The 22916-nt window shown below is 45.7% G+C and carries 21 protein-coding genes; 10 read left to right on the top strand and 11 right to left on the bottom strand.

The features are described 5' to 3' along the window. Positions 1–44 precede the first annotated feature (44 nt). From ACMXYP_RS15220 to epmB, 4 genes are all read right to left on the bottom strand, one after another. Positions 45–1355: a cytochrome c3 family protein gene (locus tag ACMXYP_RS15220; RefSeq protein ID WP_415882481.1), complete on the bottom strand. Its 1311-nt coding sequence runs from the start codon at positions 1353–1355 to the stop codon at positions 45–47. 15 nt (positions 1356–1370) lie between these two features. Next, the gene (locus tag ACMXYP_RS15215; protein WP_415882480.1) at positions 1371–3353 is read right to left on the bottom strand and encodes an FAD-dependent oxidoreductase; all 1983 of its coding nucleotides are present in this window, start codon (positions 3351–3353) and stop codon (positions 1371–1373) included. A 352-nt stretch (positions 3354–3705) separates the two neighbouring features. Then, on the bottom strand, positions 3706–4857 hold the full coding sequence (locus ACMXYP_RS15210) for a hypothetical protein (protein ID WP_415882479.1): 1152 nt from the start codon (positions 4855–4857) through the stop codon (positions 3706–3708). A 119-nt stretch (positions 4858–4976) separates the two neighbouring features. Continuing rightward, positions 4977–5990 carry an EF-P beta-lysylation protein EpmB gene (gene epmB, locus ACMXYP_RS15205; RefSeq protein WP_415882478.1) on the bottom strand — a complete coding sequence of 338 codons (1014 nt, stop codon included), beginning with the start codon at positions 5988–5990 and terminating at the stop codon, positions 4977–4979. A 126-nt stretch (positions 5991–6116) separates the two neighbouring features. Here epmB and efp point away from each other — a divergent pair, with 126 nt between their 5' ends. After that, positions 6117–6680: an elongation factor P gene (efp, locus tag ACMXYP_RS15200; protein ID WP_415882477.1), complete on the top strand. Its 564-nt coding sequence runs from the start codon at positions 6117–6119 to the stop codon at positions 6678–6680. 54 nt (positions 6681–6734) lie between these two features. Here the strand turns inward: efp and ACMXYP_RS15195 are convergent, their stop codons facing one another. Continuing rightward, a complete protein-coding gene (locus ACMXYP_RS15195; RefSeq protein ID WP_415882476.1) occupies positions 6735–7712 on the bottom strand; it encodes an ion channel in 978 nt (325 codons plus the stop codon). Positions 7713–7901: 189 nt separating this feature from the next. Here ACMXYP_RS15195 and epmA point away from each other — a divergent pair, with 189 nt between their 5' ends. Continuing rightward, positions 7902–8870, top strand: coding sequence for an elongation factor P--(R)-beta-lysine ligase (gene epmA / locus ACMXYP_RS15190; RefSeq protein WP_415882475.1), 969 nt, complete (start codon positions 7902–7904; stop codon positions 8868–8870). Between the two features lie 17 nt (positions 8871–8887). After that, a complete protein-coding gene (locus ACMXYP_RS15185; RefSeq protein ID WP_415882474.1) occupies positions 8888–9313 on the top strand; it encodes a hypothetical protein in 426 nt (141 codons plus the stop codon). 3 nt (positions 9314–9316) lie between these two features. Here ACMXYP_RS15185 and ACMXYP_RS15180 read toward each other — a convergent pair whose 3' ends face one another. Continuing rightward, positions 9317–10468, bottom strand: a complete 1152-nt coding sequence (locus ACMXYP_RS15180) for a MalY/PatB family protein (RefSeq protein ID WP_415882473.1) — start codon at positions 10466–10468, stop codon at positions 9317–9319. A 299-nt stretch (positions 10469–10767) separates the two neighbouring features. Here ACMXYP_RS15180 and ACMXYP_RS15175 point away from each other — a divergent pair, with 299 nt between their 5' ends. Genes ACMXYP_RS15175 through rimI form a run of 3 tightly spaced genes read left to right on the top strand, consistent with a single transcriptional unit; the run spans position 10768 to position 13655 of the window. Next, the gene (locus tag ACMXYP_RS15175; protein WP_415882472.1) at positions 10768–12309 is read left to right on the top strand and encodes a 2-isopropylmalate synthase; all 1542 of its coding nucleotides are present in this window, start codon (positions 10768–10770) and stop codon (positions 12307–12309) included. Between the two features lie 44 nt (positions 12310–12353). Beyond that, entirely contained in the window at positions 12354–13181 is an 828-nt protein-coding gene (locus tag ACMXYP_RS15170; RefSeq protein ID WP_415882471.1) for a hypothetical protein, read from the top strand. 9 nt (positions 13182–13190) lie between these two features. After that, positions 13191–13655: a ribosomal protein S18-alanine N-acetyltransferase gene (gene rimI, locus ACMXYP_RS15165; protein WP_415882470.1), complete on the top strand. Its 465-nt coding sequence runs from the start codon at positions 13191–13193 to the stop codon at positions 13653–13655. Here rimI and ACMXYP_RS15160 read toward each other — a convergent pair. Continuing rightward, a complete protein-coding gene (locus tag ACMXYP_RS15160) occupies positions 13652–14566 on the bottom strand; it encodes a GGDEF domain-containing protein (protein ID WP_415882469.1) in 915 nt (304 codons plus the stop codon). The two genes, rimI and ACMXYP_RS15160, sit on opposite strands and share 4 nt — an antisense overlap. Positions 14567–14692: 126 nt before the next feature. On the opposite strand from ACMXYP_RS15160, the gene ACMXYP_RS15155 reads away from it, so the two are divergent. Further along, a complete protein-coding gene (locus tag ACMXYP_RS15155; RefSeq protein ID WP_415882468.1) occupies positions 14693–15361 on the top strand; it encodes an energy-coupling factor ABC transporter permease in 669 nt (222 codons plus the stop codon). A gap of 6 nt (positions 15362–15367) precedes the next feature. Here the strand turns inward: ACMXYP_RS15155 and ACMXYP_RS15150 are convergent, their stop codons facing one another. Together ACMXYP_RS15150 and ACMXYP_RS15145 are read right to left on the bottom strand one after the other, a co-directional pair. Continuing rightward, a complete protein-coding gene (locus ACMXYP_RS15150) occupies positions 15368–15904 on the bottom strand; it encodes a response regulator transcription factor (RefSeq protein WP_415882467.1) in 537 nt (178 codons plus the stop codon). Next, positions 15891–17144 (bottom strand): ATP-binding protein, encoded by a 1254-nt coding sequence (locus tag ACMXYP_RS15145; protein WP_415882466.1) that lies wholly within the window; start codon positions 17142–17144, stop codon positions 15891–15893. Before ACMXYP_RS15145 ends, ACMXYP_RS15150 begins: the two co-directional genes overlap by 14 nt. 117 nt (positions 17145–17261) lie before the next feature. Between ACMXYP_RS15145 and ACMXYP_RS15140 the strand changes: the two genes are divergently transcribed. Together ACMXYP_RS15140 and ACMXYP_RS15135 are read left to right on the top strand one after the other, a co-directional pair. Beyond that, entirely contained in the window at positions 17262–18842 is a 1581-nt protein-coding gene (locus ACMXYP_RS15140; protein WP_415882465.1) for a peptide chain release factor 3, read from the top strand. Positions 18843–18916: 74 nt separating this feature from the next. Beyond that, entirely contained in the window at positions 18917–19684 is a 768-nt protein-coding gene (locus tag ACMXYP_RS15135; RefSeq protein ID WP_415882464.1) for a TatD family hydrolase, read from the top strand. On the opposite strand, the gene ACMXYP_RS15130 is transcribed toward ACMXYP_RS15135, so the two are convergent. Continuing rightward, a complete protein-coding gene (locus tag ACMXYP_RS15130) occupies positions 19676–20077 on the bottom strand; it encodes a hypothetical protein (protein ID WP_415882463.1) in 402 nt (133 codons plus the stop codon). The two genes, ACMXYP_RS15135 and ACMXYP_RS15130, sit on opposite strands and share 9 nt — an antisense overlap. Before the next feature lie 14 nt (positions 20078–20091). After that, positions 20092–22002, bottom strand: a complete 1911-nt coding sequence (locus ACMXYP_RS15125) for a beta-ketoacyl synthase (protein WP_415882462.1) — start codon at positions 22000–22002, stop codon at positions 20092–20094. 240 nt (positions 22003–22242) lie between these two features. Here ACMXYP_RS15125 and ACMXYP_RS15120 point away from each other — a divergent pair, with 240 nt between their 5' ends. After that, positions 22243–22899, top strand: a complete 657-nt coding sequence (locus tag ACMXYP_RS15120; RefSeq protein WP_415882461.1) for an OmpA family protein — start codon at positions 22243–22245, stop codon at positions 22897–22899. The last annotated feature ends 17 nt before the right edge of the window (positions 22900–22916 follow it).

The following is a 22916-nucleotide window of genomic DNA, read 5'->3' as shown; positions in this document are numbered from 1 at the left end:
ATTTTCCTCGTTCCCCAAGTTCTCATAAGTAAATCGGTATAGGGCTATTTAGCTTCTCGGTTTAAAACCATCTGGATCGACGGAATGTTTTGAGAAGGTAGCCCTTTAAAATTGTTTTCAATCAGTACTTCGTCAGCCAAAGCGTCGATGCTGAATGAAAGGGAGTGACAATCCATGCAAACGCTTCGGATCATCTTTTCATTCGGACGTAAATTCATGCTTTGGTTGTGCTGTACGCGAACGACCTCTTCACCAAACTCTTTGTGCACTTCGCGCGGCATATGACAGGTCGCACAGGCCACGCCGCTGCCTGCAGGCAGCTCGCCTTTTAGCTCTTGCTTCCAAAGTTCTGCATGAGGTGAATTCGCGTAGTTTTGTGTATGGGTATCGTTGTGACAGCTGGTACAGGATTCGACAGCAGCGAGCTTCGGCTCAGGTTTATGAGCATCGTGGCAGCTTGCACAGTCCAGGCCTGTTGTATCAGCGTTCTCGTGGAAAGCGGCTCGACCGGTGACTGGAGACATCTTGCCCAACCCTACCGATAGTTTCATACCGTGCTTTCCTGCCAAAAAGCCTTTTTCTTCGTGGGTATGACAGCTATTGCATGCGGCAAAACCTGGATCGTCTTGCCATGCTTGTCCTTGTGGTGCATGGCAGCTGGTACAGTTCACACCAGCTGTCGCATGGATGCTTTCACTCCACTCTTTAAGGTGTTCAGGCGAGGCAGAAGGCGCATCAGCCTGATCTATTGATAGACTTGCTTTACGTTCGATTGATTGCGTACCGGTTCGAGCTAAAACTTGGGCCATCGCTTTGATCATCGGGCCTTCGTTGTTGCTCAAAAGGAAATCTTCATAGAGTGCGCGGTTGTCGTGATAGTTGTGGCAACCTGCCGAGGCGCAAGTGTCAAATCCCATGCCTTCATGACTTGGTCGTTCTTCGGCAATATCTGCATGACACTCGTAACAGAAGTCGTCTGGTAGCGTTACACCCATCTCGAAGGTTTGATCTTGTTTATGTTCGCCATGACAGGTCACGCAGCTCACGGCATTGATCTTTTCGAGTCGATCAGCGTTACGTGGGTCGGTAAACTTTTTGATTGGATGTGAATCGTGGGAGGTTTTCAGCTCTTCTTGGTGGCAGCCTAAGCACGCATTATGGATGACCTCTTCACCACCAAAAGGATCGGTGTGGCAAGTATCACAACTCATCTCGATTTGATGGTGACCGTGTGTCGCTTCACCGATTATGAAGTCAGGCTTCTGTTCTTCTAAGAACATCTGGTAACCAAAATAGCCTGCCAGCGAAAAGCAAAGCACTAACCAAGCAAGCCAGATAGATAATTTACGACTCATGAATATCTCTCCGACCTAGAAATAGTAAACACTGAGAATGTGGAAGCTTAAAAGGGCTGGAAGAGGCCAGCTCAGTAGCAAGTGACCCCAAAAGCCGATGCTGCGCAGTTGCTGACCGACATTGAAGGAAAGCTTATGTTGCATGCCTATCGCGAGGCTGATCACAATGCCTAAACCCGCTAAGAGTAAAAAATTGATCAGTAGCCATTGGTTAAGGGCTTGACCACTATTGAATCCGGTATGGGCCAATAAAATGACTAGGCAGAGGAGGGCCAAAATAGTGTGTAGACTGCGCCACAGTTTGTAAGAGCCAAGCTTGAGTGCTTTGCTGCGTTTCTTAAGCGACATAAGAAGGCCAACAACCGTGAGGCCTAACAGCGTGAACCCAGTTACTTGCTTGTAGAAACCATCGTTCCAGAAAAGATCTAAGCGCATCGAGTCTTGCACGGATGTGCTGACAGTAAACGCTGGCACCATAAGATAGGCGATCAATGCGGCTAATACCCCTAAAGAGGTGATCAATAAATTTCTGCTGTCCGGTGCGGCTTGTTGCTCTGCTTCGGAGCCAAGAATTTGTTGAACAAGTGGCTTACAACTACCACATGTGGTTGTAGCGCCTGTGCATTTGGCAATCGTTTCCATGGTGCAGCAGCCTTGCTGGTCCATGGCGTAGCTGAGTTGCCCACGAGTCACGTTGTTACAGTTACAAATAACTGCGGTTTCCGGCCAGTTTTCTGGGCTGTTAGACGCTGGATTCCAAAGATTTCCGGTAAAGCGGAAGCGTAAAATCTGCCATGTGTAAACTCGGCGCTGGTGGGTGATCAGCTCCTGAATACGAGGGATCTCATCCCAGTCGCCAATCGCCATAGCACCGACAATACGCCCTTTTCGTATGGCCAGTTTGCGATATCCGCCATCTTTGGTCTTGTAGCTGAAAAACTGTTTTTTATCGTAAGGCTGATCGTCTAAGACATCACCCATACTGAATACGGATTCGCCGACGACTTTAAGGCGAGCAATGCTATGAGAGCCTAAATATTGGCTGTCACCTTGAGTCATATGGTTGGCAGCAACAGCGGCTTGTTCGAAGCCTGGAGCTACCAACCCGTAAACTTTGTCTCGGTGTTCCGCGCATTCACCAATGGCGTAAACATCCGGATCAGATGTTTGTAAGCTATCGTTGACGCGAATGCCGGTACCTACTTTGATCCAAGCTTTACGCGCTAACTCAATATTAGGTTTGATACCTGCAGAGATAAGTACAGAGTCACACTTGAGTGTTTTGCCATCACGCAGTCGGACCCCTTTTACTCGTTGATCACCGACTATACCTTTAACTCCGGCTCCGACAATGACGCGAATCCCCATAGATTCAAGCTGGCTTTGTAGCATTACAGCGGCTTCATCATCTAACTGTTGATTCATGATGCGGCTAGCTTGCTGGACCAAAGTGATGTTGGTCATATTGCCTTGCATGGCACGTGCGGCTTCTAAACCGAGCAGGCCGCCGCCAACCACAACTAAATCTTGGCTGCGTGTTGTACGTGCTTTGAGTTTTTCGGCATCGCGCATGTTGCGGAATGTGAATACACCTTCCAGATCTACACCAGTGATATGTGGAACGTGTGCACGAGAGCCCGTGGCGATGACTAGCTTGGCGTAACTGTAATGATTAGCTTCTGAATCTGTAACGCTGTGGTTTTCAGTATCAATCGACACGATCTCTTTGCAGAGGTATTTGAAAAGAGGGTCGTTATCTAATTCATCGAGTGGAAGTAATAAGTTTTCTGCGGAGTCTTGACCTGCAAGTAAGGCGCTCAGGCGAACGCGGTCATAGGGTAGGTAGGGTTCATTACCAAATAAAATTACGGGTGCCTGAGGTGCGTTTTTGCGCAACTCTTGAATAAACCTAAATCCAACAGGACCTGCTCCGACCACAATGATCGCTTGATCCCATTTGTCAGCACCGTTGCCCACTTTTGGTTGTACTTCGCTCATTATTTGCTCTCCTCGGTCGTACTCAATGACCTTGGTAGTTATAGAGCAAAAGGCTTGCCAAAAATGTTTTGTATGTACATTTTTTTATTTAAATCTATTTAAATTCAATAGGTTAGATTAATGTTTTTTACATGTATGAATAGGATTGCTCTTTATGTTGCTGTGCACCATAAATTAGCTTGGTCAAAAAAATAGCAATAAAACTGCGCAAAAAAGTTACGTAGTCGGTGTGCCAAAAAGGAGCAAAAGCGGTTTTTTGAGGGGGATGATTTAACCTGTTTGCCCCAATTTGGATAAAATTGAGGGGGGGAATTAGTAAGCGTGATTTAAGGGTTAGCAAAAGGCTTTATAGTTACACGACTAGATCAACCTGCTGTAAGGTGCCGGTCTCGCCTTCCTCTGTAAGAAAAAGGCCTGTTGCACGAATCTTTCCTGCCATTTCGTCACTATATTGGCCAGCACTTAGCTCCCAATCCGTACGGGAATAACCGAGATATAAAGCGCCAATATCTTTGTCGGCTAAGGTGAACATGCTGCTACTGCCATCATTGTGCTGAACCCAGATGCGTAATTGATCCCAGATCGCATCGCCTTCATCGATAAAACCGTTGTTATCATCATCGTAGGCTGCGAGCTCTTTAAAGCCATTACCTGACTGTGCGCCAAACAGCTCGTTACCATTATCAATTGCACCATTGTTGTTTTTGTCGAGGGCGATATAACCGCTCGAGTCATCAAGACGATGAACGGTATCCAGCTCACCATCGCTATCTATATCGAACTCAATTGTATCGGCGCTAAGTTCGGCGGCTTGGCCAGAAAAGTTGATCACGAGAGGATCTTTAAGCGCTGCCCCCAAACGAATTTGAAAACTGTGATTCTCGCTGAGTGAACGGCTCATATTGAGTTGTAGGTTAAGATCGATAACCCGACCGTCTGCAGTACGCACTTGCCCTTGGACTTGAAACTGGACTTGCTCGGTCGAGGTCGTGGTGTCGCTGTAGCTGTATTCAAAGCCGTGTTCTAGGGCTTCGCTAGAAGTAATACTCAGTTGGCTGGCGGATGTCGTCGCTTGCTCAGTAGTAGAATTGTTACCGCTATTTCCTACAGCTTGCGCATCTAACATGCCGACGTTGAAGCTTTTGCCTGTCATGCTTTCAAACAGCTTTTTTAGAAGCTCAATTTTGACTTTATCTTCTGGGTTTAGCTCAAATAGACTTGAGCTACTCCCCGTCGTCTTTGTGATTAGCTGATCAAGACTGTATTTACCGACATTTTCCCGTTCCATCTGTTTGCGGAAATCGGCATAGGTTGAGTCATCAGTTTGAGTGCTTTGATTTACTTCTTTTACCACCCGTTCTCTGTGACTGCCTTCGACTAAATTCTCTTTATTGAAAGCATCGCCAGCACGAACATACCCCTCGGTTAGATGCTCTCTAATTTCGGTATAGGTCGATTGGTGTGCTGTACTCTCCAGTGCAATATCAGAAGCTGCAATACGCATTGCTTCACCCTCTGGTGCTTATTATTCCATTCGATAGTTATCGGCAGCAGTCGAAGGAAGCAAAGGATGAAACTAAGAATATGAAAAAGTTTCAGTTTCCTTTCGTAAGAACGGCGGGGTTAGAACAAGAGTGTTTTAGAACCCTTGCCAGGAATCTCGCGAGCAAGCTTTGGTACTAGGTAACCCGGTAATGTTGCCTGCAGTTGTTGGTGCAACGCTATGGCTTGATCGTCAGGGATATCAAAGTGAGCTGCACCTTTTACCGGGTCTAGGGTGAATAAGTAATAGGGTAGAATTCCGAAATGAAAGAGCTTTTCACTCAGCTCCGTTAGCGCGGTTAAGCTGTCATTTACGCCTTTGAGCAACACTGCTTGGTTTAAGACGGTAACGTTTGCTGCTCTAAGTTCCGCGCTAGCTTGTGCTACTTGTTGATCCAATTCATTTGCATGATTGGCATGAAGAACCATTGCGATGTCGAAACGGCTATTGGTAAAGAGAGTGGTTAACTCGGAGGTTACCCGCTGCGGGATCACTATAGGTAAGCGGGTATGAATTCTTAAACGCTTTAAATGAGGGATCTCTTCTAAATCCGTAATCATTCTGCGCAAGCGTTTATCCGAGGTTGCTAAGGGGTCTCCCCCAGAAAAGATCACTTCGGTAATACTGCTGTCTGCTTTTAAGTATTCAAGTACTTGTTGCCATTGCTCAGAACCTAAGCGGTTGTCTTGATAGGGAAAATGGCGGCGGAAGCAGTAGCGACAATTTACTGCGCAAGCTCCACTGAGAATAAGCAGTACACGACCGTGATATTTGTGGATAAGTCCATCACTGTGGTTTGCAGCCATCTCTGCAAGAGGGTCGGTGACATAGCCTGGAATATCCGCGCTTTCTGCATCTAGCGGTAGAATTTGGCGTAACAAAGGATCGTTTGGATTACCTTTTTCTATCCGCTGTAGAAATGGCTTTGGCACTTTTAGTGAGAAGAGGTTGCTCCCTTGTTGCGCGCCATGAAGTAGTGATGCGGGGAGATCTAATAGCTTAAGCAGCTCGGCTGGGTCATCAATCGTGTGACTCAGGAGCTGCTGCCAGTCGGCTTCTTCCGTGACGGGAATGGGATTAGAAATAGAATTCATGATGTTTTTGTACGGAATTACGACTGAAAGTTGCTCGCATTTTCCTTTCAAGTAGAATGTCTGTCAATTTTACGATCAACAGGGTTTGTTGGTTGAGAAAAACTTACAAGAGATACAGAGAACATTATGGGCAACATTTCTACTAACCAGTTTAAAAATGGTCAGAAAGTAATGATCGACGGCGATCCATGCGCAATGGTTGACGTTGAATTTGTAAAACCAGGTAAAGGTCAGGCGTTCACACGTGTTAAGTTGCGTAACCTGATGTCCGGTCGTATCTGGGAACGTACCTTTAAATCAGGTGAGAGCGTTGAGCAGGCTGATGTAATGGATACGACTATGGAATACTCATACTACGATGGTGAGCTATGGTACTTCATGGATCCAAATACGTTTGAGCAGGTAGGTGCGGACGAAAACGCAGTTGCTGAAGCTAAGCCATGGTTGAAAGAGCAGGACTCTGTAACGGTTACGTTGTTCAACGGTAACCCAATCTCTGTGACTCCAGCTAACTTTGTTGAGTTAGAAGTAACTGAGACAGATCCAGGTCTTAAGGGCGATACTGCTCAGGGCGGTTCTAAACCAGCTACATTGAGCACTGGCGCTGTTGTACGCGTTCCTTTGTTTATCAACGAAGGTGAAGTACTAAAAATTGATACACGTACGGGCGAATACGTTTCTCGCGCGTAATGTTGTTAAGGGGCAGATCACTCTGTCCCTTTTCCTCTCCTAGCATTATTGCTTCTACCTTGTCATCTTCTTGACGAACACCACCACAAACAGCGCCATTGTAAAACTGCCTAAAAAGGCTTCAACAGCTGCAACAAACCTTGCAAGTCCTATAGGTGCGATATCGCCATAACCTAGTGTCGTGAAGGTAACAACGCTAAAGTAGATTGCATTGAGAAATTCCAAGAAAATGGCTGTAGCTCCGGTGCTGTCCGAATAAATGGGATTGGATGCGGTTGTTCCGAGAAAGAAATACACCAGTGCGCAGAGTAAAATCATGCAGACTGAAAACATTACCACCCGAATAGGGGACTCGCCGTAACCGCAAAACAGATCGACCCCCTTTGAAATAATGCGCCGCGAGCTATATAGGGGCATCTGGTAACGCCGCAGCCTCATCTCTTTCTTAAAAAAGTGACCAGCGATTTCAAATAGCCCTTCTTTTTCGCATTGTTTGCGAATAATACGAGCGACCTCTTCGGCTTCTTGGCACAGAGATATGGCTTCTTGAGGGTTGTTCTGCTGAAAGGCTTTTAGGGCTAATCTTTCTTGTTGTAGCTCTTTCCCCCACTCTATATTTTCCAAGCGTGTGTGGCTGAGATCTGCGCCGAGTAGATTACAGTTTTCTAAATGAGCACAGTGAAGGTTGGCGCCTGCCAAAGTACTTTTCATCAACGATGAACCACGTAGGTCTAATCCAAAACAGTGGGCATTGCGCAGATTCGCGCGGTAAAAGTCAGCTTCTCGACATTGGTAGCCGCGCTTGCTACCACGGTTTACCAAATTGATATCTTCCAACTGCGCGCGTGCTAACTGAAATCCATCGAGAGGCTTGCCTGCTTGAGCCCATTTTTCCACAGCGTTCTTTACGCCTTCATCCTGGCTTTTATCCACAGAAGGGTCGTGCCAGTAGCATAGGCCTGAGTCATTGGCGGGTTCACTGCATTGCCAACCATCTGGATTGCAATAAGAACAGTTTTTAGGTGTTGTCATGGCTGCATACCTCTACAGCGACCGTTATTCGGTGATATGCATAGTGCACTTAAGTGTAGAAGGGGATAAGTGAAGTGACCAAACAGATGGACAGTTACGTATGTGGGTTCATCGATTTAATTTTTATTGGAGGGGGGCAAGCTGATAAAGTTACGCCTAGTGGTTTTAGATGGAATAAGTAACTTCAGTATGAATGATTGGCAGCCTTCAGCTTCAATAGACAACTTGCGTAAACGCGGCGAGTTATTCGGATATATTCGTGATTTTTTCAAGCAGAGAGGTGTATTAGAAGTAGATACGCCAGTGATGTCTAACTGTGCGGTGAGTGATCCTTTTATCGATAGCATTGAGGTAGATTACCGCGAAACGTTAGGCGCAGAAGGGCGACAGTTATATCTGCAAACATCACCTGAATATGCCATGAAACGCTTACTAGCTGCTGGCAGTGGGCCGATCTATCAGATGAGTAAGGTGTTTCGAAATGGCGAATATGGTCGTCGTCACAATCCTGAATTTACTATGTTGGAGTGGTATCGCCCGGGCTTTGATGATGCTGACCTGATAGATGAAATTGAAGCCTTGATTAAGCCTGTTTTACAGTTAGATCAAGTAGAGCGTATCACCTACTCGGATCTGTTTTTCCGCTATTTAGGTTTTAGGCCGGAAGAAGTCATTTTAGAAGACTTAATTAAAGAAACGCGGAAGCATATAGATATCGAGCTAGATGACTCTGATCCGGATACATGGCTGAATTTATTGATGTCTCATGTGATCGAACCACAGCTTGAACAGGTCGATGCCATTTTTGTGATGGATTATCCACAAAGCCAAGCAGCATTGGCGCGAGTGCGGAAAAATTCAGCGGGAATAACTGTAGCAGCAAGGTTTGAGCTGTTTGTTAGAGGTGTAGAGTTAGCGAATGGCTATTACGAACTGACAGATAGTGTCGAACAAAAGCGTCGTTTGGATGCTGACCAAAAGCAAAGAGCTACATTGGATCTGCCGCAGCGCCCTCTTGATACACGTCTTGTGGACGCGCTGGAGGTAGGAATGCCTGATTGTGCTGGCGTAGCCTTAGGTGTTGATCGGTTGTTGATGTTAGCGCTTAGAGAATCTTCCTTAGCCAATGTTATCCCTTTTGATCTGCCGCGTGCTTAAGTGGGGTATGTTAATCGATGAATGAGTTTAAGTTGGTTTACGGTGGTTATCAGAGCCAGCTTGGGCTCTATTGCGATATTTTGGTTGATGATCAGCCACTACTTGATTGGGTGAGTGATTATGAAGCGGCTTTTGCAGGAAGTATTAGTGGCGCCTACATCTGTGGTTTTAATAAAGAGATGTTGCAGCGAGCTTGTACTGATAGTGAGATCGTATTGACGCCATTTGTGTGTAACTGCGGTGATATAGATTGTTGGCAGTTAAACCTAACGCAATCTTGTTATTCAGATATCGTTGCTTGGCACAATTGGAATAATCCAGCTCGGTCTAAACAGGATGGTTGGGATTATCGAGATTTTGCTCCGCTGAATTTCTCAGCGGAGCAGTATTTTGATGAATTGAAACGCGCTCTTAAACTGATTGAGTCTAAGTTGGATCTTTAGGTTTTAGGCTGGTAGTTCATTGACTAGTGCACGTTTAATTCGGCGAACGGCTTCTTCGAGCGTGCTTCGTGTGCAGCCGAAATTCAAACGCATATAGTTATTGTCGCCAAAGTCTCTTCCCGGAGACATACCTATACCAGCTTGCTCAAAAAAATGTGCAGGGTTGGTCAATTTCGCTCCTGATACATCAATCCAAGCAAGGTAGGTGGCTTCAATGGGGGCGAGCTTTAGACCCGGGATCTGATTGATCTCCTTTTGTAGGTAATCACGATTGGCGCGAAGGTAATCAAGCTGTTGTTGATTCCATTCTTCGCCCTCTTGATAAGCTGCAATAGCTGCAGTGTACCCAAGTAGGTTCACATCAGGCACTACGCCTTTCTTAGTGTTAATAAATTTCTTACGTAGTTCTGGATTACCAATAATGGCAAAAGAACAACCCAAACCGGCGATATTAAAGGTTTTACTTGGCGCCATGAGCGTTATCGTTCTTGCCGCGATCTCGGGGCTGAGTGAGGCAATAGGCGTATGTTGTAGCCCTTGTTCGAGAATCAAATCGCAGTGTATTTCGTCTGAACAGATATACAGGTCGTGTTGAATAATGATCTTTGCAAGGCGTTCGAGTTCTTCTTTGCGATAGACCGTACCACCGGGGTTATGAGGGTTACAAAACAGTAAAAGTCGCGTTCTTTCGGTGAGGGCATTCTCTAACGCATCAAAATCGATGATCTTGCGGCCATCAATGTCCTGCATAGGTAGTGTGCAAACCTCACGATCTGAGAGACGAGGAGCCGACATAAAAGGCGGGTAGATAGGTTTAGGGGTTAAAACCGTATCTCCACTTTTACCGAGGCTACGACAAGCGAGGTTTAGACCGCAAACTAAACCGGGTAACCAAACAATGTCATTGCTATTGACCTCCCAGTCGTAAAAGTTCTGCATCCTTTCAATAACCAGCTCATTAAGCTCAACAGGAACATTAGTGTAACCAAAAACACCGTGGTCTATACGTTCATGTAGCGCTTTAATCACGGCAGGCGGAGACATAAAGTCAGTGTCGGCAACCCACATAGGTAGGATGTCGCTATCACTGTATTTTTCCCACTTCTGACTCGCTGTACCTTTACGGTTGATTTGATAATCAAACTCTGTGGACATGATCTCTCTACTTGTTCGTTATTTGCCGAAAACACGGGTTGCAAAACAGCCGCCCGGCGTTATAGTGGTGGGCATTGGATTACCACACAAATCCCTGTAGCTATGAGCTATCAAGAGAGTAAAGCAACGCGAAGTTTTAAGACTGGTTTTTATTGTCGATAGCGTTGAAAACTATCCCTGCTTTTTGAACAGTATAGTGCTCTCCTGTCCTTTTTTTGAATACAGATTTTGTAAAGAATTTAGAGAGCAGCGATAATTGTAAGTATTGATCGCTGGTGAGTCGGTTTGGAGCAAACCTTATGAGCAATGACAATCGTGTAATTATTTTTGATACAACTTTGCGTGATGGCGAGCAAAGCCCTGGTGCATCAATGACGCGTGATGAAAAGCTGCGTGTAGCTAAGCAGCTTGAGAAGATGCGTGTTGATGTAATTGAGGCTGGTTTTGCTATTGCGAGTCCGGGTGATTTTGAGTCGGTAAAAGCGATTGCAGAAGCTGTGACGGAAAGTCGCGTTTGTTCTCTATCCCGTGCGCTTGATGCTGATATCGACCGTGCTGGTGAAGCACTTCAGAATGCAGCAATGGGTCGTATCCATACCTTCATTGCAACGTCACCTATCCACATGAAATACAAACTGCAGATGCAGCCTGACCAAGTGGTTGAGCAAGCAGTAAAAGCAGTAACGCGTGCGCGTAACCTAATTGATGACGTTGAATTCTCGTTAGAAGATGCGAGCCGCTCTGAATTGGACTTTATGTGCCGTATCATCGAGAAAGTAATCGATGCTGGTGCACGTACAATTAACATCCCAGATACTGTTGGTTATGCGGTACCGGGTGAGTTTGCTCACACAATCGGTCAGCTAATCCAGCGTATTCCAAATGCTGATAAAGCGATTTTCTCTGTACATTGTCATAACGACTTAGGCTTAGCTGTAGCTAACTCTTTGGCAGCTGTTGGTGCCGGTGCACGTCAGGTTGAATGTACGGTAAACGGTCTAGGCGAGCGTGCAGGTAACGCTTCTCTAGAAGAGATCGTGATGGCGATCCGCACTCGTAAAGATACCCTAGGCGTAGAAACGAATATTGATACAACCCAGATCGTTCCTGCATCACGTTTAGTCTCTAGTGTGACAGGCTTCCCAGTTCAGCCTAACAAGGCAATCGTAGGTGCAAATGCCTTCGCACACGAGTCTGGTATCCACCAAGATGGTGTTCTTAAACACCGAGAAACATACGAGATTATGACCGCTCAGGATGTGGGCTGGAACACGAACCGTATGGTACTAGGCAAATTGTCTGGCCGAGCTGCTTTCCGTACACGTTTAGAAGAGCTAGGCACAACATTTGCGACAGACTCTGAACTTAATAACGCCTTCTCTCGCTTTAAAGAACTTGCTGATAAGAAGAGCGAGATCTTTGATGAAGATCTAGTGGCTCTAGTAAGTGATACACGTGCTACTGCAAGCAGTGAGCAGTTCCAGCTAACAAGCCTATCTGTGACTTCACAAACAGGTGAGACGCCTGTAGCTAAGATTGTGATGCAAGTGGGTGACGAAGAGAAAACTGCGGAAGCTACAGGTGGTGGTCCAGTTGATGCGGCATTTAAAGCGATTGAGATGATTGCAGATTCTGGTGCGAGCTTGCAGATCTACTCTGTAAATGCTGTAACAGAAGGAACAGACTCTCAAGGTGAGGTAACTGTACGCTTGGAAAATGCCGGCCGTATCGTGAATGGTCTAGGAGCGGATACTGATATCATCATCGCATCTGCAAAAGCCTATATCCATGCTTTGAATATGCTGGATGCAAACGTTCAAAAAGCTCATCCTCAGGTTTAATTGAGGATTGAGCTCTTAAGTAAAGTAACGACAAGGTAGTAGCTATGGAGCAAGAACAGCTTAGGCATCAATATTTGGATGCAATGGGCATATCCAGCTGGCTACCTTGTGCCCCTCTCGTGGGAGCGAAACCATCACCTGATTGGGTTGATGACTTTCAGTATCCCGCTCCAGAAATTCCTTTCGATTCTCCAAATCGCTCTCAGCAGCAAAATGTAGCTAGTACAGCACCTGTTTCTAGAAAGTCATCTCCTGAAACTATGCAGCAGGGGATGTCGGAAGCACGCGCTGCTTTAGGTTTAGTGTCAGAAGAGGTTAACAAACCAGCTTCTAAACCTGTGGTTCCTATCGCAGAGGGTTCTGATGTAGTTGCTGAGCCTGATGAGGTTCAAACGCAGGAACAGGATGAAGCACCAGTCTTTAAGCTTGTCTTCCAGCGGATCGGCAGTGTGTTGATTGTGGATAGCCTACCGCCTCAGGGTGGAAATTTTGCTAACAATTATCAACAGTTGGCTGCTGCCATCGTGGCGGCTTTAGGTCGATCAGGTCCTGCTGGAGCTGCTTTTATGCTTCCTTGGCCGATGTTTGCTAGCAAAACCTTAGATCAGGGTTATAAGCAGGCCCTTAGTGCAGTTCAGCATAAGCTGTCAAAAGAACTGCAAACTGAAGAGGTACAAACGGTACTTCTCTTTGGTGAAGCTGCAGCTCAAATGGTGATGGATCGTAAAGAGAGCTTGGAAGAGCTTAAAGGTATCAGCTTCACGATTAAATCTGGCGTTAAAGCGATTGCGACCTACAGTTTGACTGAAGCGATGCAGCTTCCGGGAATTAAACGTCAAATCTGGTTAGACCTGAAATCTAGCGTTGCTTAAGCTTCTCCTATGAACATTGATGACCTTCAGGCCAAGGATCTTCCAGCAGTAGAACGTATTGCTCAATCCTGTTTCGCTCATGGTGCCTGGTCGGCTAAACAATACCTACAGCAAATAGAATCAGAGCGATCTGTCGCTCTTGGTTTGTATGCACCGGACTTAATTGGCTATGTCATGTTTTCGCAAGTTCTAGATGAGGCGGAACTGCTCCAGATAGCTATAGATCCAGCCCACCAAGGGTGTGGTTATGCACAGCTACTGGTAAGTCAGGGAGCTCAACAGCTACAAAATGCTGGCGTTATTCGAGTGATGCTTGAGGTGAGGGAATCTAACTTAGCTGCAATAGCGTTGTATGATAAAAGTGGCTTTGTAACTGAAGGGGTGCGAAAAAATTACTACCCTTCAGTTCAAGGGGGGCAACGCGAAGACGCTGTGTTAATGGGTATGTCTATAGAGCCAGTACTCTGTAATTAATCAGAGAAGGTGCAGCTGCGGTTTCGACCACTGTCCTTGGCTTTATAAAGCGCTTGATCGGCTTGCTTTAGTAGTGCAGAGGGGGTTTCTGCATTGTTAGCAGTTGAGCTAATGCCCATGCTGACAGTCACATGCTCTGCTGCTTGAGACTTAACATGAGGAATGGCTTTAGTAGCTAAGGAAGCGACTATGTTGCTTGCAATCTTTTCAGCTCCCTCTATATCAGTATCCGGTAGGATAATGACAAACTCTTCGCCACCATAGCGAGCTAGAAGATCATGAGAACGATTAAGTTCGCCTTTCAACAGTTTGGCTACGGCTTTAAGGCACTCGTCTCCCTGCTGATGGCCGTAGTGATCGTTATAGGTTTTAAAGAAATCTATATCGAGCATAATTGCGGCTAGCTCGAGTTGCTCCCGTTTATTGCGTTTCCACTCTTTTAACAGGTTTGTTTCCAGATCTCGACGATTTGAGATCTTTGTAAGAGGATCTTGTGAGCTGAGCTTTTCAAGGCGAGAATTTGCTGCATCTAAGGCTTTCTTCATATTGGCGATACGTTCCATCGCTAATATTTTTGCTTTAAGGACAATCGGACTCACCGGTTTGGTTAGGTAATCGTCACCGCCCGCATCAATACCTTCCTCGTAGTGCTTTTCATCACTCTGACCGCTGAGGAAAATAATAGGGAACCAATCGTTAGGAAAGCGGTTGCGGATTTCGCGCGTTAGGTCGAAACCATTGAGGCCGGGCATTTCGACATCGGTTAAAACTAAATCTATTCCCCCCTTGTCTAGAGCAGCTAGGGCTTCATCTCCTTGAGAGGCGGTAATAGGTGTATGATTGGCGTCCTGAATAACGGCGCTGATTATTTCACGAATAAAACGATCATCATCTACTACAAGGATGTTCATTTATTCTCCGCATTGGTTAAGGGAAAAGTGATACACGTCAAAAGAAATACCGTATCTCTTTATCATATAAGTAGATAATTAATCTTCAACGTAAAATGCGTCCTAATCATTAAAAAGTAGAAAAATATGAGCTTCTCCGAAGGATTATTACATTCATATTGGTTGATTGGTGGTGCCCTTATGTACTGTATGGTTTTTTTTTATGCCATCAGAAATGCACCTTGGTCTACATTAGGTGATAACCGAACATTGCAGCATATGTTATTTGGTGCCACTGCATTGCTAATGGCTTTGTGGTCCATGAGAGCGGGTATTTCTCCAGGTTTAGGTATCCATTTTCTAGGTTTGACCATTATGACCCTAGTGTTTGGTTGGGATCTGGCGATACTTTCGGCTACTGTTGCATTAGTCGGTATGGCGGTTGTGGGGAAGGAAAGCTGGGATGGTTTGCTGTTAAGTGGCGTCTGTTCTGTGCTGCTGCCTGTCGCGTCTACTTGGATTCTCTATCGCTTTGTCGAAGCTAAAATGATGAAGAATTTCTTTGTTTTCTTATTCGTTTGTGGTTTTTTAGGCGCAGGTCTCTCCGCGGCTATTGCAGGCTTATCCGCCAGTGCGATTCTAGTGCTAGACGGTGTATACACGGTTGAGAAAATTATCCACGAATATGTACGCTATCTGCCGCTGATTATGTTCCCAGAAGGATTGATGAATGGGATATTCCTGACTGGGATGTTGGTGTTTCATCCTGATTGGGTGCGTACCTTCGATGCCAAGGTTTATATAGACGATCAGTAAAGTGCTTTATCGTTTTACCGGGCGCTTAGATAGTTTTCGCTGCAGGGTCCTTCGGTGCATGCCAAGTGCTCGAGCTGTTGCTGATACATTACCATCATGTTCGTTCAGCACTTTTTGGATATGCTCCCATTCTAGGCGGTTCACCGACATTGGCTGCTCAGTCACTTCCATTTCAGCATCTGCCTCAATCTTATTTAAAGCGGTCAGAATTTGATCGGCATCTGCAGGCTTTGGAAGGTATTGGGTCGCGCCGAGTTTGATCGCTTCTACTGCTGTGGCTATGCTTGCATAGCCCGTCAGCATTAGAATTTTCATTGCAGGGTTTTGTTGTCGAAGTTTGGGGATCAGTATCAGCCCGGAGTCCCCATCCATTTTAAGATCGACAGTCGCTAGGTCTGGTACCCAGGTTTGGATCAGCTTTTCGGCTTCTTCGGCGCTACGTGCAACTTGAACTTCAAACTCCCGACGTGTCATTGCGCGTGAGAGTACGCGGGTGAATGCCGGATCGTCATCAACTATCAAAAAGCGTTCAGTCATCTGCATGCCTTATCGGAAGAGTCACTTCGGTTAACGTACCGCCTTCAGGGCGGTTATAGAGTCTTACATCGCCATCATAGCGTGCCAATGTTGTGCTAGTAAGGAATAGTCCTATTCCTAAGCCTTTACCCTTTGTGGTGATAAAAGGTTTACCTAGATTGCTGCTCTGTTCAAGGCTAATTCCCGGCCCGTTGTCGTAGATGCGAAAATATACTGTCTGTTGATCCCAGTCTAGCTCGATATTGATATCTTCGGGCTCTGCATCTGCGGCGTTATTTAGCAGATTTAACAGGGATTGTTTTAGTGATGTTGTACAGTTTAATGAAGGAGGTTCTCCGTCACCTTGTACAGTGAAGGTGCGAGTCACCTCTGGACGAAGAACCATAAACTGCTCAATAACATCTTCTACCAATGCCATGGTGGACATCTGCTGCGCAGTCGCCTGCTCCTCTTTCACGCTTTGACTCATCTGTTTAAGGCGTTGTGCACAAAGTTCGGTTTGTTGACGTAAGAGTTGTAGGTCTTCTACTAACTCTGGGTTTTCAGAGTGCTCATGCTCTAATTCATTTAGTAGAACTTGCATGGTGCTCAATGGTGTCCCCAGTTCATGAGCTGTGCCGGCAGCCATATTGGCGAGCGATAGAAGCTGTTGATCTTGAATGCGTTTCTCGCGTTCTTGATCCAATGTCTCTTGCTGTATCTGCATGGATTGGCGCATGCGTACAATAAAATAGGTTACAACAATTACTGTTAGGAGGAAGTTGATCCACATTCCTAAAATATGGATATCGAACAGCTCCATAATGCGGTGCTGATGACTGTTATCCAGCTGAACTAGAGGTTCGTAATAAAACAGCAAAGAGCTATAGATGGCGATGATCATGAAGGCTATCAGCCAGACATAAGCTCTCGACATGGTGGCTGAAGATATAATCAGCGGGACGAGCAGTAAGAATATAAAGGGATTGGTTGCTCCCCCCATATGAAATAATAGCGCGCCATACAGCGCCATATCTGCGATCAATTGAGAGAAAAACTCAGGCTCCGTGACAGGCCAAGGTGAAAAAAGGCGAGCGTAAGTCATCACATTTAGCAGCGCTAAGGCGGCCAGGGTTGTGCCAACTAGCCATACTTTAAGATCGGCCTGTAAACCGTAAATCGCAAAGATAACCGCGATACATTGCCCGAACAGGGTGACGGTTCTGATGTAAGAAAGCTGAATTAAATTATCGCGATGATTAGCCATGAAAGGATTATACCGTAGAGTAATGAAAAACTGACGAGGCAAAATGTCGCAGTGGAGGTAATTTGTCACAGTCGGAGTATAATGCCTGCTTTCTGTCACCATAAATGATGTTTATCCATGAGTATCCTGCAAGAAGAAGTTAATCAACGCCGCACCTTTGCGATTATTTCCCACCCCGATGCGGGTAAAACGACCATTACTGAAAAGCTGTTGTTGTTTGGACAGTTGATTCAGCAAGCGGGTAGCGTAAAAGGGAAAAAAGGCGATCGTATGGCTACATCTGACTGGATGTCGATGGAGCAAGAGCGTGGTATCTCGATCACCTCTTCTGTTATGCAGTTCCCGTACAACGGTCGCATGGTTAACCTGTTGGATACTCCGGGTCACGAAGATTTCTCTGAGGATACTTACCGCACATTAACGGCAGTGGATTCTGCGTTGATGGTTGTGGATGGTGCGAAAGGTGTCGAAGATCGAACCATTAAGCTGATGGAAGTTTGTCGTCTGCGTGACACGCCAATTTTCTCGTTTGTGAACAAAATGGACCGTGAGATTCGTGATCCGATTGAACTGCTAGACGAGATCGAAGAAGTTCTGAAGATTGCTGCTGCGCCTATTACTTGGCCAATCGAAATGGGACCGCGTTTTAAAGGTGTGTATAACCTTTATACCGATACGATTCATGTCTTCCAGCCAGGCCAAGGTCATACTATTCCTGAAGATATTCAGGTTAAAGGTCTTGAGAGTGATCAAGCTAAAGAACTTTTAGGTGATATCTACGAAGACTTCCTTGATGAAGTGGAGCTGGTTCGTGGTGCAACTCATGAGTTTGATAAAGAAGAGTTTATGGCGGGCAAGCTGACCCCTGTCTTCTTTGGTACGGCTTTGGCGAACTTTGGTGTTCGTGAGATGCTAAATGATTTCGTTGAGTGGGCGCCTGCGCCAATTCCACGTGCGACACTAACCCGTGAAGTTGAACCGGCTGAAGAAAAATTCAGTGGTTTTATCTTTAAGATTCAAGCCAATATGGATCCGAAACACCGTGACCGTATTGCTTTTATGCGAATCTGTTCCGGTAAGTACAGCAAAGGCATGAAGATGCGTCATGCACGTATCAAAAAGGATGTGAAAATTGCCGATGCGGTAACCTTTATCGCAGGTGATCGTGAGAACGTAGAGGAAGCATGGTCTGGTGATATCATCGGTTTGCATAACCACGGTACGATCCAGATCGGTGATACGTTTACTGCAGGTGAAGATCTTAAATTTACAGGTATCCCTCACTTCGCGCCGGAAATGTTCCGTCGTGTGCGCCCATTGGACCCACTAAAAATGAAGCAGCTACAGAAAGGTTTGCAGCAGCTATCGGAAGAGGGTGCAGTGCAGTTGTTCCAGCCGTTGAAAAATAATGACCTAATTTTGGGTGCGGTAGGTCAGCTACAGTTTGATGTTGTTGTATTCCGATTGAAAGATGAATACAAGGTTGAGTGTAAGTACGAGCCGATCAGTGTGCAGACAGCGCGCTGGGCTGAGTGTGATGATGATAAAATGTTGTCTGACTTCCAGAAGAAGAATCACGATAACTTGGCAATCGATGGTAGTGGTCTTCTGACTTACTTAGCACCAACACGCGTGAACTTGAGTTTGGCTGAAGAACGTTGGCCTGATGTAGCTTTCCGCGCTACACGCGAGCACTAAACCACTTACCACTAAATAAATGGCTGCAAGCATCTAGGCTTGCAGCCATATATTTCCCGCCCTAATCTAATGCTATGCAATTTATCGATAGCCACTGTCATTTAGACTTTTCAGAATTTGATCTTTCTCGGAAAGAAATACTTCTTCAGGCAAGAATCGCCGGTGTAAGCGATATTGTCGTGCCTAGTGTCATCGCTGATAGGTGGCAAGACTTATTGAGTCTGGTTAAGTCGGATCATAATCTCCACGCTGCGCTTGGTTTACATCCCTGCTTTATGGAAAAGCACACTCCAGCAGATCTTGAAATTTTAGAAACCTTGTTGGCGACTGAGCAGGTCTGTGCTGTAGGTGAGATAGGGTTGGATCTTTTCATTCCTGAGGCCAATCTAGATCAACAATTACTCTATTTGAATGAACAATTAGCTTTGGCGAAGAAGTTTAACCTGCCCGTATTGCTGCATGTTCGTAAAGCGCATGATCAGATGTTAAAACAGTTGCGGCTAATTCAGCTAGAGCGAGGTGGTATTGTGCATGCTTTCTCTGGAAGTGAGCAACAAGCACGACAATATCTGGATTTAGGCTTCAAATTGGGTATTGGTGGAACGGTTACTTATGAGCGGGCGAAGAAAATTCGGCGGCTTGTGCAAGAATTGCCGCTGGAGTCTTTTGTGTTAGAAACGGATGCGCCGGATATGCCTTTAGCTGGGCATCAGGGGGAGGTTAATCTGCCAGCGAATGTGGCAAAGGTGGCAGAAGTGATAGCAGAACTTCGTCAAATAGCTGTGGAGGAGGTTGCAGCTATCACTACCCAGCAATCAAAGAACCTATTGCGATTAATATAAACCGCTTTCAATAGTGCCTAGAGCATCCCAAGCGATTTGGGTCTTGTCGTTAACAGGAATCTTAAAGTAGCGGCCTGTAGTGCCTGCAGGTGAGCTGGTGTAACTGCCATCGGCAGGGTTTAGAAGCATACGAGTAAGTGATACTGGGTAGTTTGGCCCTTTAACTTTAGTGCCGTAAGCTTCTTCAATAGGCGCTAGCTGAGCACGAGAAGAGACAATCTTAGTCATATCGCGACATTGAGTGGTATTGCCTAAGCAGATAAAGCGAAACTTTGTATCCACTAGGTAATAGTCAGTCTCGGTAGGCTCCGATTTGCCTAGGGATAATGAGTCCATGCTCATGCAGCCGCTTAAGCTTAAACCTGCAATCAAAAGTAATACTGCATTACGCATACTTATATCCTTATTTAGCAAAGGTCTTCAAAAGGGTTACTAACTTCTAAGCTCACAGGGTTGGCATAGCCTGGAAGTTTTATTTGTGAATCAGTGATTTTAAGATCTTCGCCTTGTAGCACGTTGTGGTCGTAGCGATAGATTGGTTTAGCTTCACCGAGAATGGCTGCTTGGTCATAAGCACTCGCGACAGCACGCGTCTGCTCAAGCTTGTTCTGATACTCTTTTAATTGTGTAGCGCTGTAACGTTTTTTAAGCATGTTGTGTACAACGTGTGGCGCTAGTACAGGTGCAGATGCGTTGTTGCCACCGAAGCCTTTAGAATTCAAAAGTACAGAGTCCATGCCGGTAGCACCCACGTCATGGTGTTGGTTGCTTAGATTCAGGTTGCTCTTGTGAACATCATCAGCAAACGTAGGTGTTGTTACGATGCCTGGGATATAGCCGTATTTCCAAGTACCTAGAGAGGTACTCAATTGATCACCGCCAGCGGTACCTTGGGAGTGACCTAAATAGCACTTAACTGCGGAAACCGTCCAGTTATCAATCGAGAAGGCTTTAGCTGTCTCGTTGATAACATGAGATTCGGTTACGCGGTTTTGCGGAGTGCTTGTCCCGTGGGCTTGAACAAAACTGCGTTGTTGAAGTGATTCTTCACCTAGCATCGAACGGATCAAAGAGGCTGACTTAGCTAGAGTAATATAGTTGCCTACGCCTGGAGCAGAGATCGATTTCTTATGGCCGTCAGCATTAACAAATACTTCTGGTACAGCACCATAGATTTCGGCGCCTAACTCAACAGCTAGATCATCACTCATCAATAGAACAAATTGGCTACTTTCGCCAATGGTGAATCCACAGTTATTACCAAACGGACGACAAGCTTTGCGGTAATCATTGATGGTTAGCTCAGCTAGATTGTCTAGAGCGAGTAGATCTTTATCTTCAGCCAATGCACCCATCGCACGGAAGCCTTCAATAACTTCTGGGGTGATTGGGGCATCGCTGCCACCAACTAAAACTACTTTGCGACGACCGCTGCGGATATCATTAACGCCACTGCGCAAGTTATATAGGAAGGTTGCACAAGCACCTAAAGCGCCGCCAGTCGTTCCTACATTTCCTAGAATATAAGCATTCACAAAATCGGCTGGCATTTGCGCATAGCCAAGAGGCATCTGTTTAGATGTTGTGCGCTTACCAATCGCTGGGAATTTAGTTAATCCACCAAAACCAAAATCATCTAATTGACCAATAGAGTTACTGGCATAAACTGCAATCTGGTCTGGTGCAACGTAAGCACTGATGCGTTCAAATGGGATGCCGCTTGAAGAGATCGCATCTGATGCCGCAAAAACAGTCATTTGCAGATTACGTGGGTGATTACGAGATTGGTAGAGTTTGCCTGGTTGGAAGCCGCTAGGCAGCTGGCCTGCCGATTGAACAGGTGCTGTTTTGCTATCCGGTAAAATTGCTTCTAATTTACCTGTGACTTCAATATAAAATTGCCCAGAAGATGTCTCCGTCACTTGCCAATTGCTTGGAATGTTTTGCGGCATTTGGCGTTTACGTAACTGGAATCTTAAGGTTTCGTCACCTAAATTGATGCTTGCTGGCTTATTAAACATGACGTTGTTGACGTCAAAACAGCTATCTTCGATCTGTCGGATTAGAGTGCTATTGAGTAGTTGTTCTTGTAGAGACTCAATAAGGGACTCTGCAGTGCAAACTTCACCTTCTTGGTTTAGATATTGGCCTTCAGATGTTGTTGCTAGGCCAGTCAGAATAGCGAGATCGGTTAATGTCTCAGTGCGAGATTTAGAATCCAGCTTATCGATGATTAAACGGCGATAAGCATGGTGAAATGAGGCACGTCCAGCAGGGTTTATACCACCAAAACCAACAATGACAGGAAGCTGGGACAATTGTATCTCCTCAAAGGGCAGTACTACAGATAATCGAAGGGCTCTATCTAACCGCTACACAATAACGTATTTTAAGCGACAGTAGATATAGGCCAAATCTAAAAATTACAATCGTATTATTTTATCGGTGTTTACCCGTACTGACTAGCATCTATGACTTATTTTATTTGTTTTTAGTCAGCGAATATTCAGCCATACTATGGCCGAATTCAGGGAGCGCAAGAATCTTAGGAGATATGCATGAAAAAATTGATTGCTGTAGCCGTTACAGGTGTTCTGCTAACGGGGTGTCAAACGTTGGACCCTTACACTGGTGAACAGAAAGTAGGTAATACTGCGAAGGGTGCAGGTATTGGCGCTGTTGCTGGTGCCGTGTTGGGCGCTGCAGTTTCTAGTAAAAGTGACCGTGGTAAAGGTGCTTTGACTGGTGCCCTTGTGGGTGGTGCCGTTGGCGGTGGTATCGGCTATTACATGGATCAACAGGAAGCGTTGTTGCGCCAAGAATTAGAAGGCACAGGTGTTCGTGTTGAGCGTATCGGTGATTCTATTCGTTTGATTATGCCAGGCAATATTACATTCGCTGTGGATTCTGATCGAATTGCAGGTAGTTTCTACCCTGTGTTGGACTCTGTAGCTAAAGTATTGGCTAAGTTTGATCAGACTGAACTGAATGTTGATGGCTTTACTGATAGTTCTGGCTCTTTTGAATATAACCAGCAACTTTCTGAGCGCCGTGCTGCACGCGTAGGTGATTACCTTGCGAGTGCAGGTGTTGAGCGTTTACGTATTAATGCACGTGGTTATGGTGAACGCTATCCAATTGCTGATAATAAAACCTCTGCGGGTCGTTCACAGAACCGTCGTGTAGAGATCAATATTAGCGGAACACGTCGCTAAGCATTGATATAGCACTC

Source organism: Neptuniibacter sp. QD34_54 (genome assembly GCF_047778055.1).
GTDB lineage: Bacteria > Pseudomonadota > Gammaproteobacteria > Pseudomonadales > Balneatricaceae > Neptuniibacter.
Note: the sequence above shows the minus strand (reverse complement) of the source record. Positions and strands in the feature narration are given on the sequence as shown.

Excerpts from the sequence above, each read along its gene's own strand:
- ACMXYP_RS15220 (WP_415882481.1), bottom strand. The coding sequence starts at position 1,355 with ATGAGTCGTAAATTATCTATCTGGCTTGCTTGGTTAGTGCTTTGCTTT.
- ACMXYP_RS15215 (WP_415882480.1), bottom strand. The coding sequence starts at position 3,353 with ATGAGCGAAGTACAACCAAAAGTGGGCAACGGTGCTGACAAATGGGAT.
- ACMXYP_RS15210 (WP_415882479.1), bottom strand. The coding sequence starts at position 4,857 with ATGCGTATTGCAGCTTCTGATATTGCACTGGAGAGTACAGCACACCAA.
- epmB (WP_415882478.1), bottom strand. The coding sequence starts at position 5,990 with ATGAATTCTATTTCTAATCCCATTCCCGTCACGGAAGAAGCCGACTGG.
- efp (WP_415882477.1), top strand. The coding sequence starts at position 6,117 with ATGGGCAACATTTCTACTAACCAGTTTAAAAATGGTCAGAAAGTAATG.
- ACMXYP_RS15195 (WP_415882476.1), bottom strand. The coding sequence starts at position 7,712 with ATGACAACACCTAAAAACTGTTCTTATTGCAATCCAGATGGTTGGCAA.
- epmA (WP_415882475.1), top strand. The coding sequence starts at position 7,902 with ATGAATGATTGGCAGCCTTCAGCTTCAATAGACAACTTGCGTAAACGC.
- ACMXYP_RS15185 (WP_415882474.1), top strand. The coding sequence starts at position 8,888 with ATGAATGAGTTTAAGTTGGTTTACGGTGGTTATCAGAGCCAGCTTGGG.
- ACMXYP_RS15180 (WP_415882473.1), bottom strand. The coding sequence starts at position 10,468 with ATGTCCACAGAGTTTGATTATCAAATCAACCGTAAAGGTACAGCGAGT.
- ACMXYP_RS15175 (WP_415882472.1), top strand. The coding sequence starts at position 10,768 with ATGAGCAATGACAATCGTGTAATTATTTTTGATACAACTTTGCGTGAT.
- ACMXYP_RS15170 (WP_415882471.1), top strand. The coding sequence starts at position 12,354 with ATGGAGCAAGAACAGCTTAGGCATCAATATTTGGATGCAATGGGCATA.
- rimI (WP_415882470.1), top strand. The coding sequence starts at position 13,191 with ATGAACATTGATGACCTTCAGGCCAAGGATCTTCCAGCAGTAGAACGT.
- ACMXYP_RS15160 (WP_415882469.1), bottom strand. The coding sequence starts at position 14,566 with ATGAACATCCTTGTAGTAGATGATGATCGTTTTATTCGTGAAATAATC.
- ACMXYP_RS15155 (WP_415882468.1), top strand. The coding sequence starts at position 14,693 with ATGAGCTTCTCCGAAGGATTATTACATTCATATTGGTTGATTGGTGGT.
- ACMXYP_RS15150 (WP_415882467.1), bottom strand. The coding sequence starts at position 15,904 with ATGCAGATGACTGAACGCTTTTTGATAGTTGATGACGATCCGGCATTC.
- ACMXYP_RS15145 (WP_415882466.1), bottom strand. The coding sequence starts at position 17,144 with ATGGCTAATCATCGCGATAATTTAATTCAGCTTTCTTACATCAGAACC.
- ACMXYP_RS15140 (WP_415882465.1), top strand. The coding sequence starts at position 17,262 with ATGAGTATCCTGCAAGAAGAAGTTAATCAACGCCGCACCTTTGCGATT.
- ACMXYP_RS15135 (WP_415882464.1), top strand. The coding sequence starts at position 18,917 with ATGCAATTTATCGATAGCCACTGTCATTTAGACTTTTCAGAATTTGAT.
- ACMXYP_RS15130 (WP_415882463.1), bottom strand. The coding sequence starts at position 20,077 with ATGCGTAATGCAGTATTACTTTTGATTGCAGGTTTAAGCTTAAGCGGC.
- ACMXYP_RS15120 (WP_415882461.1), top strand. The coding sequence starts at position 22,243 with ATGAAAAAATTGATTGCTGTAGCCGTTACAGGTGTTCTGCTAACGGGG.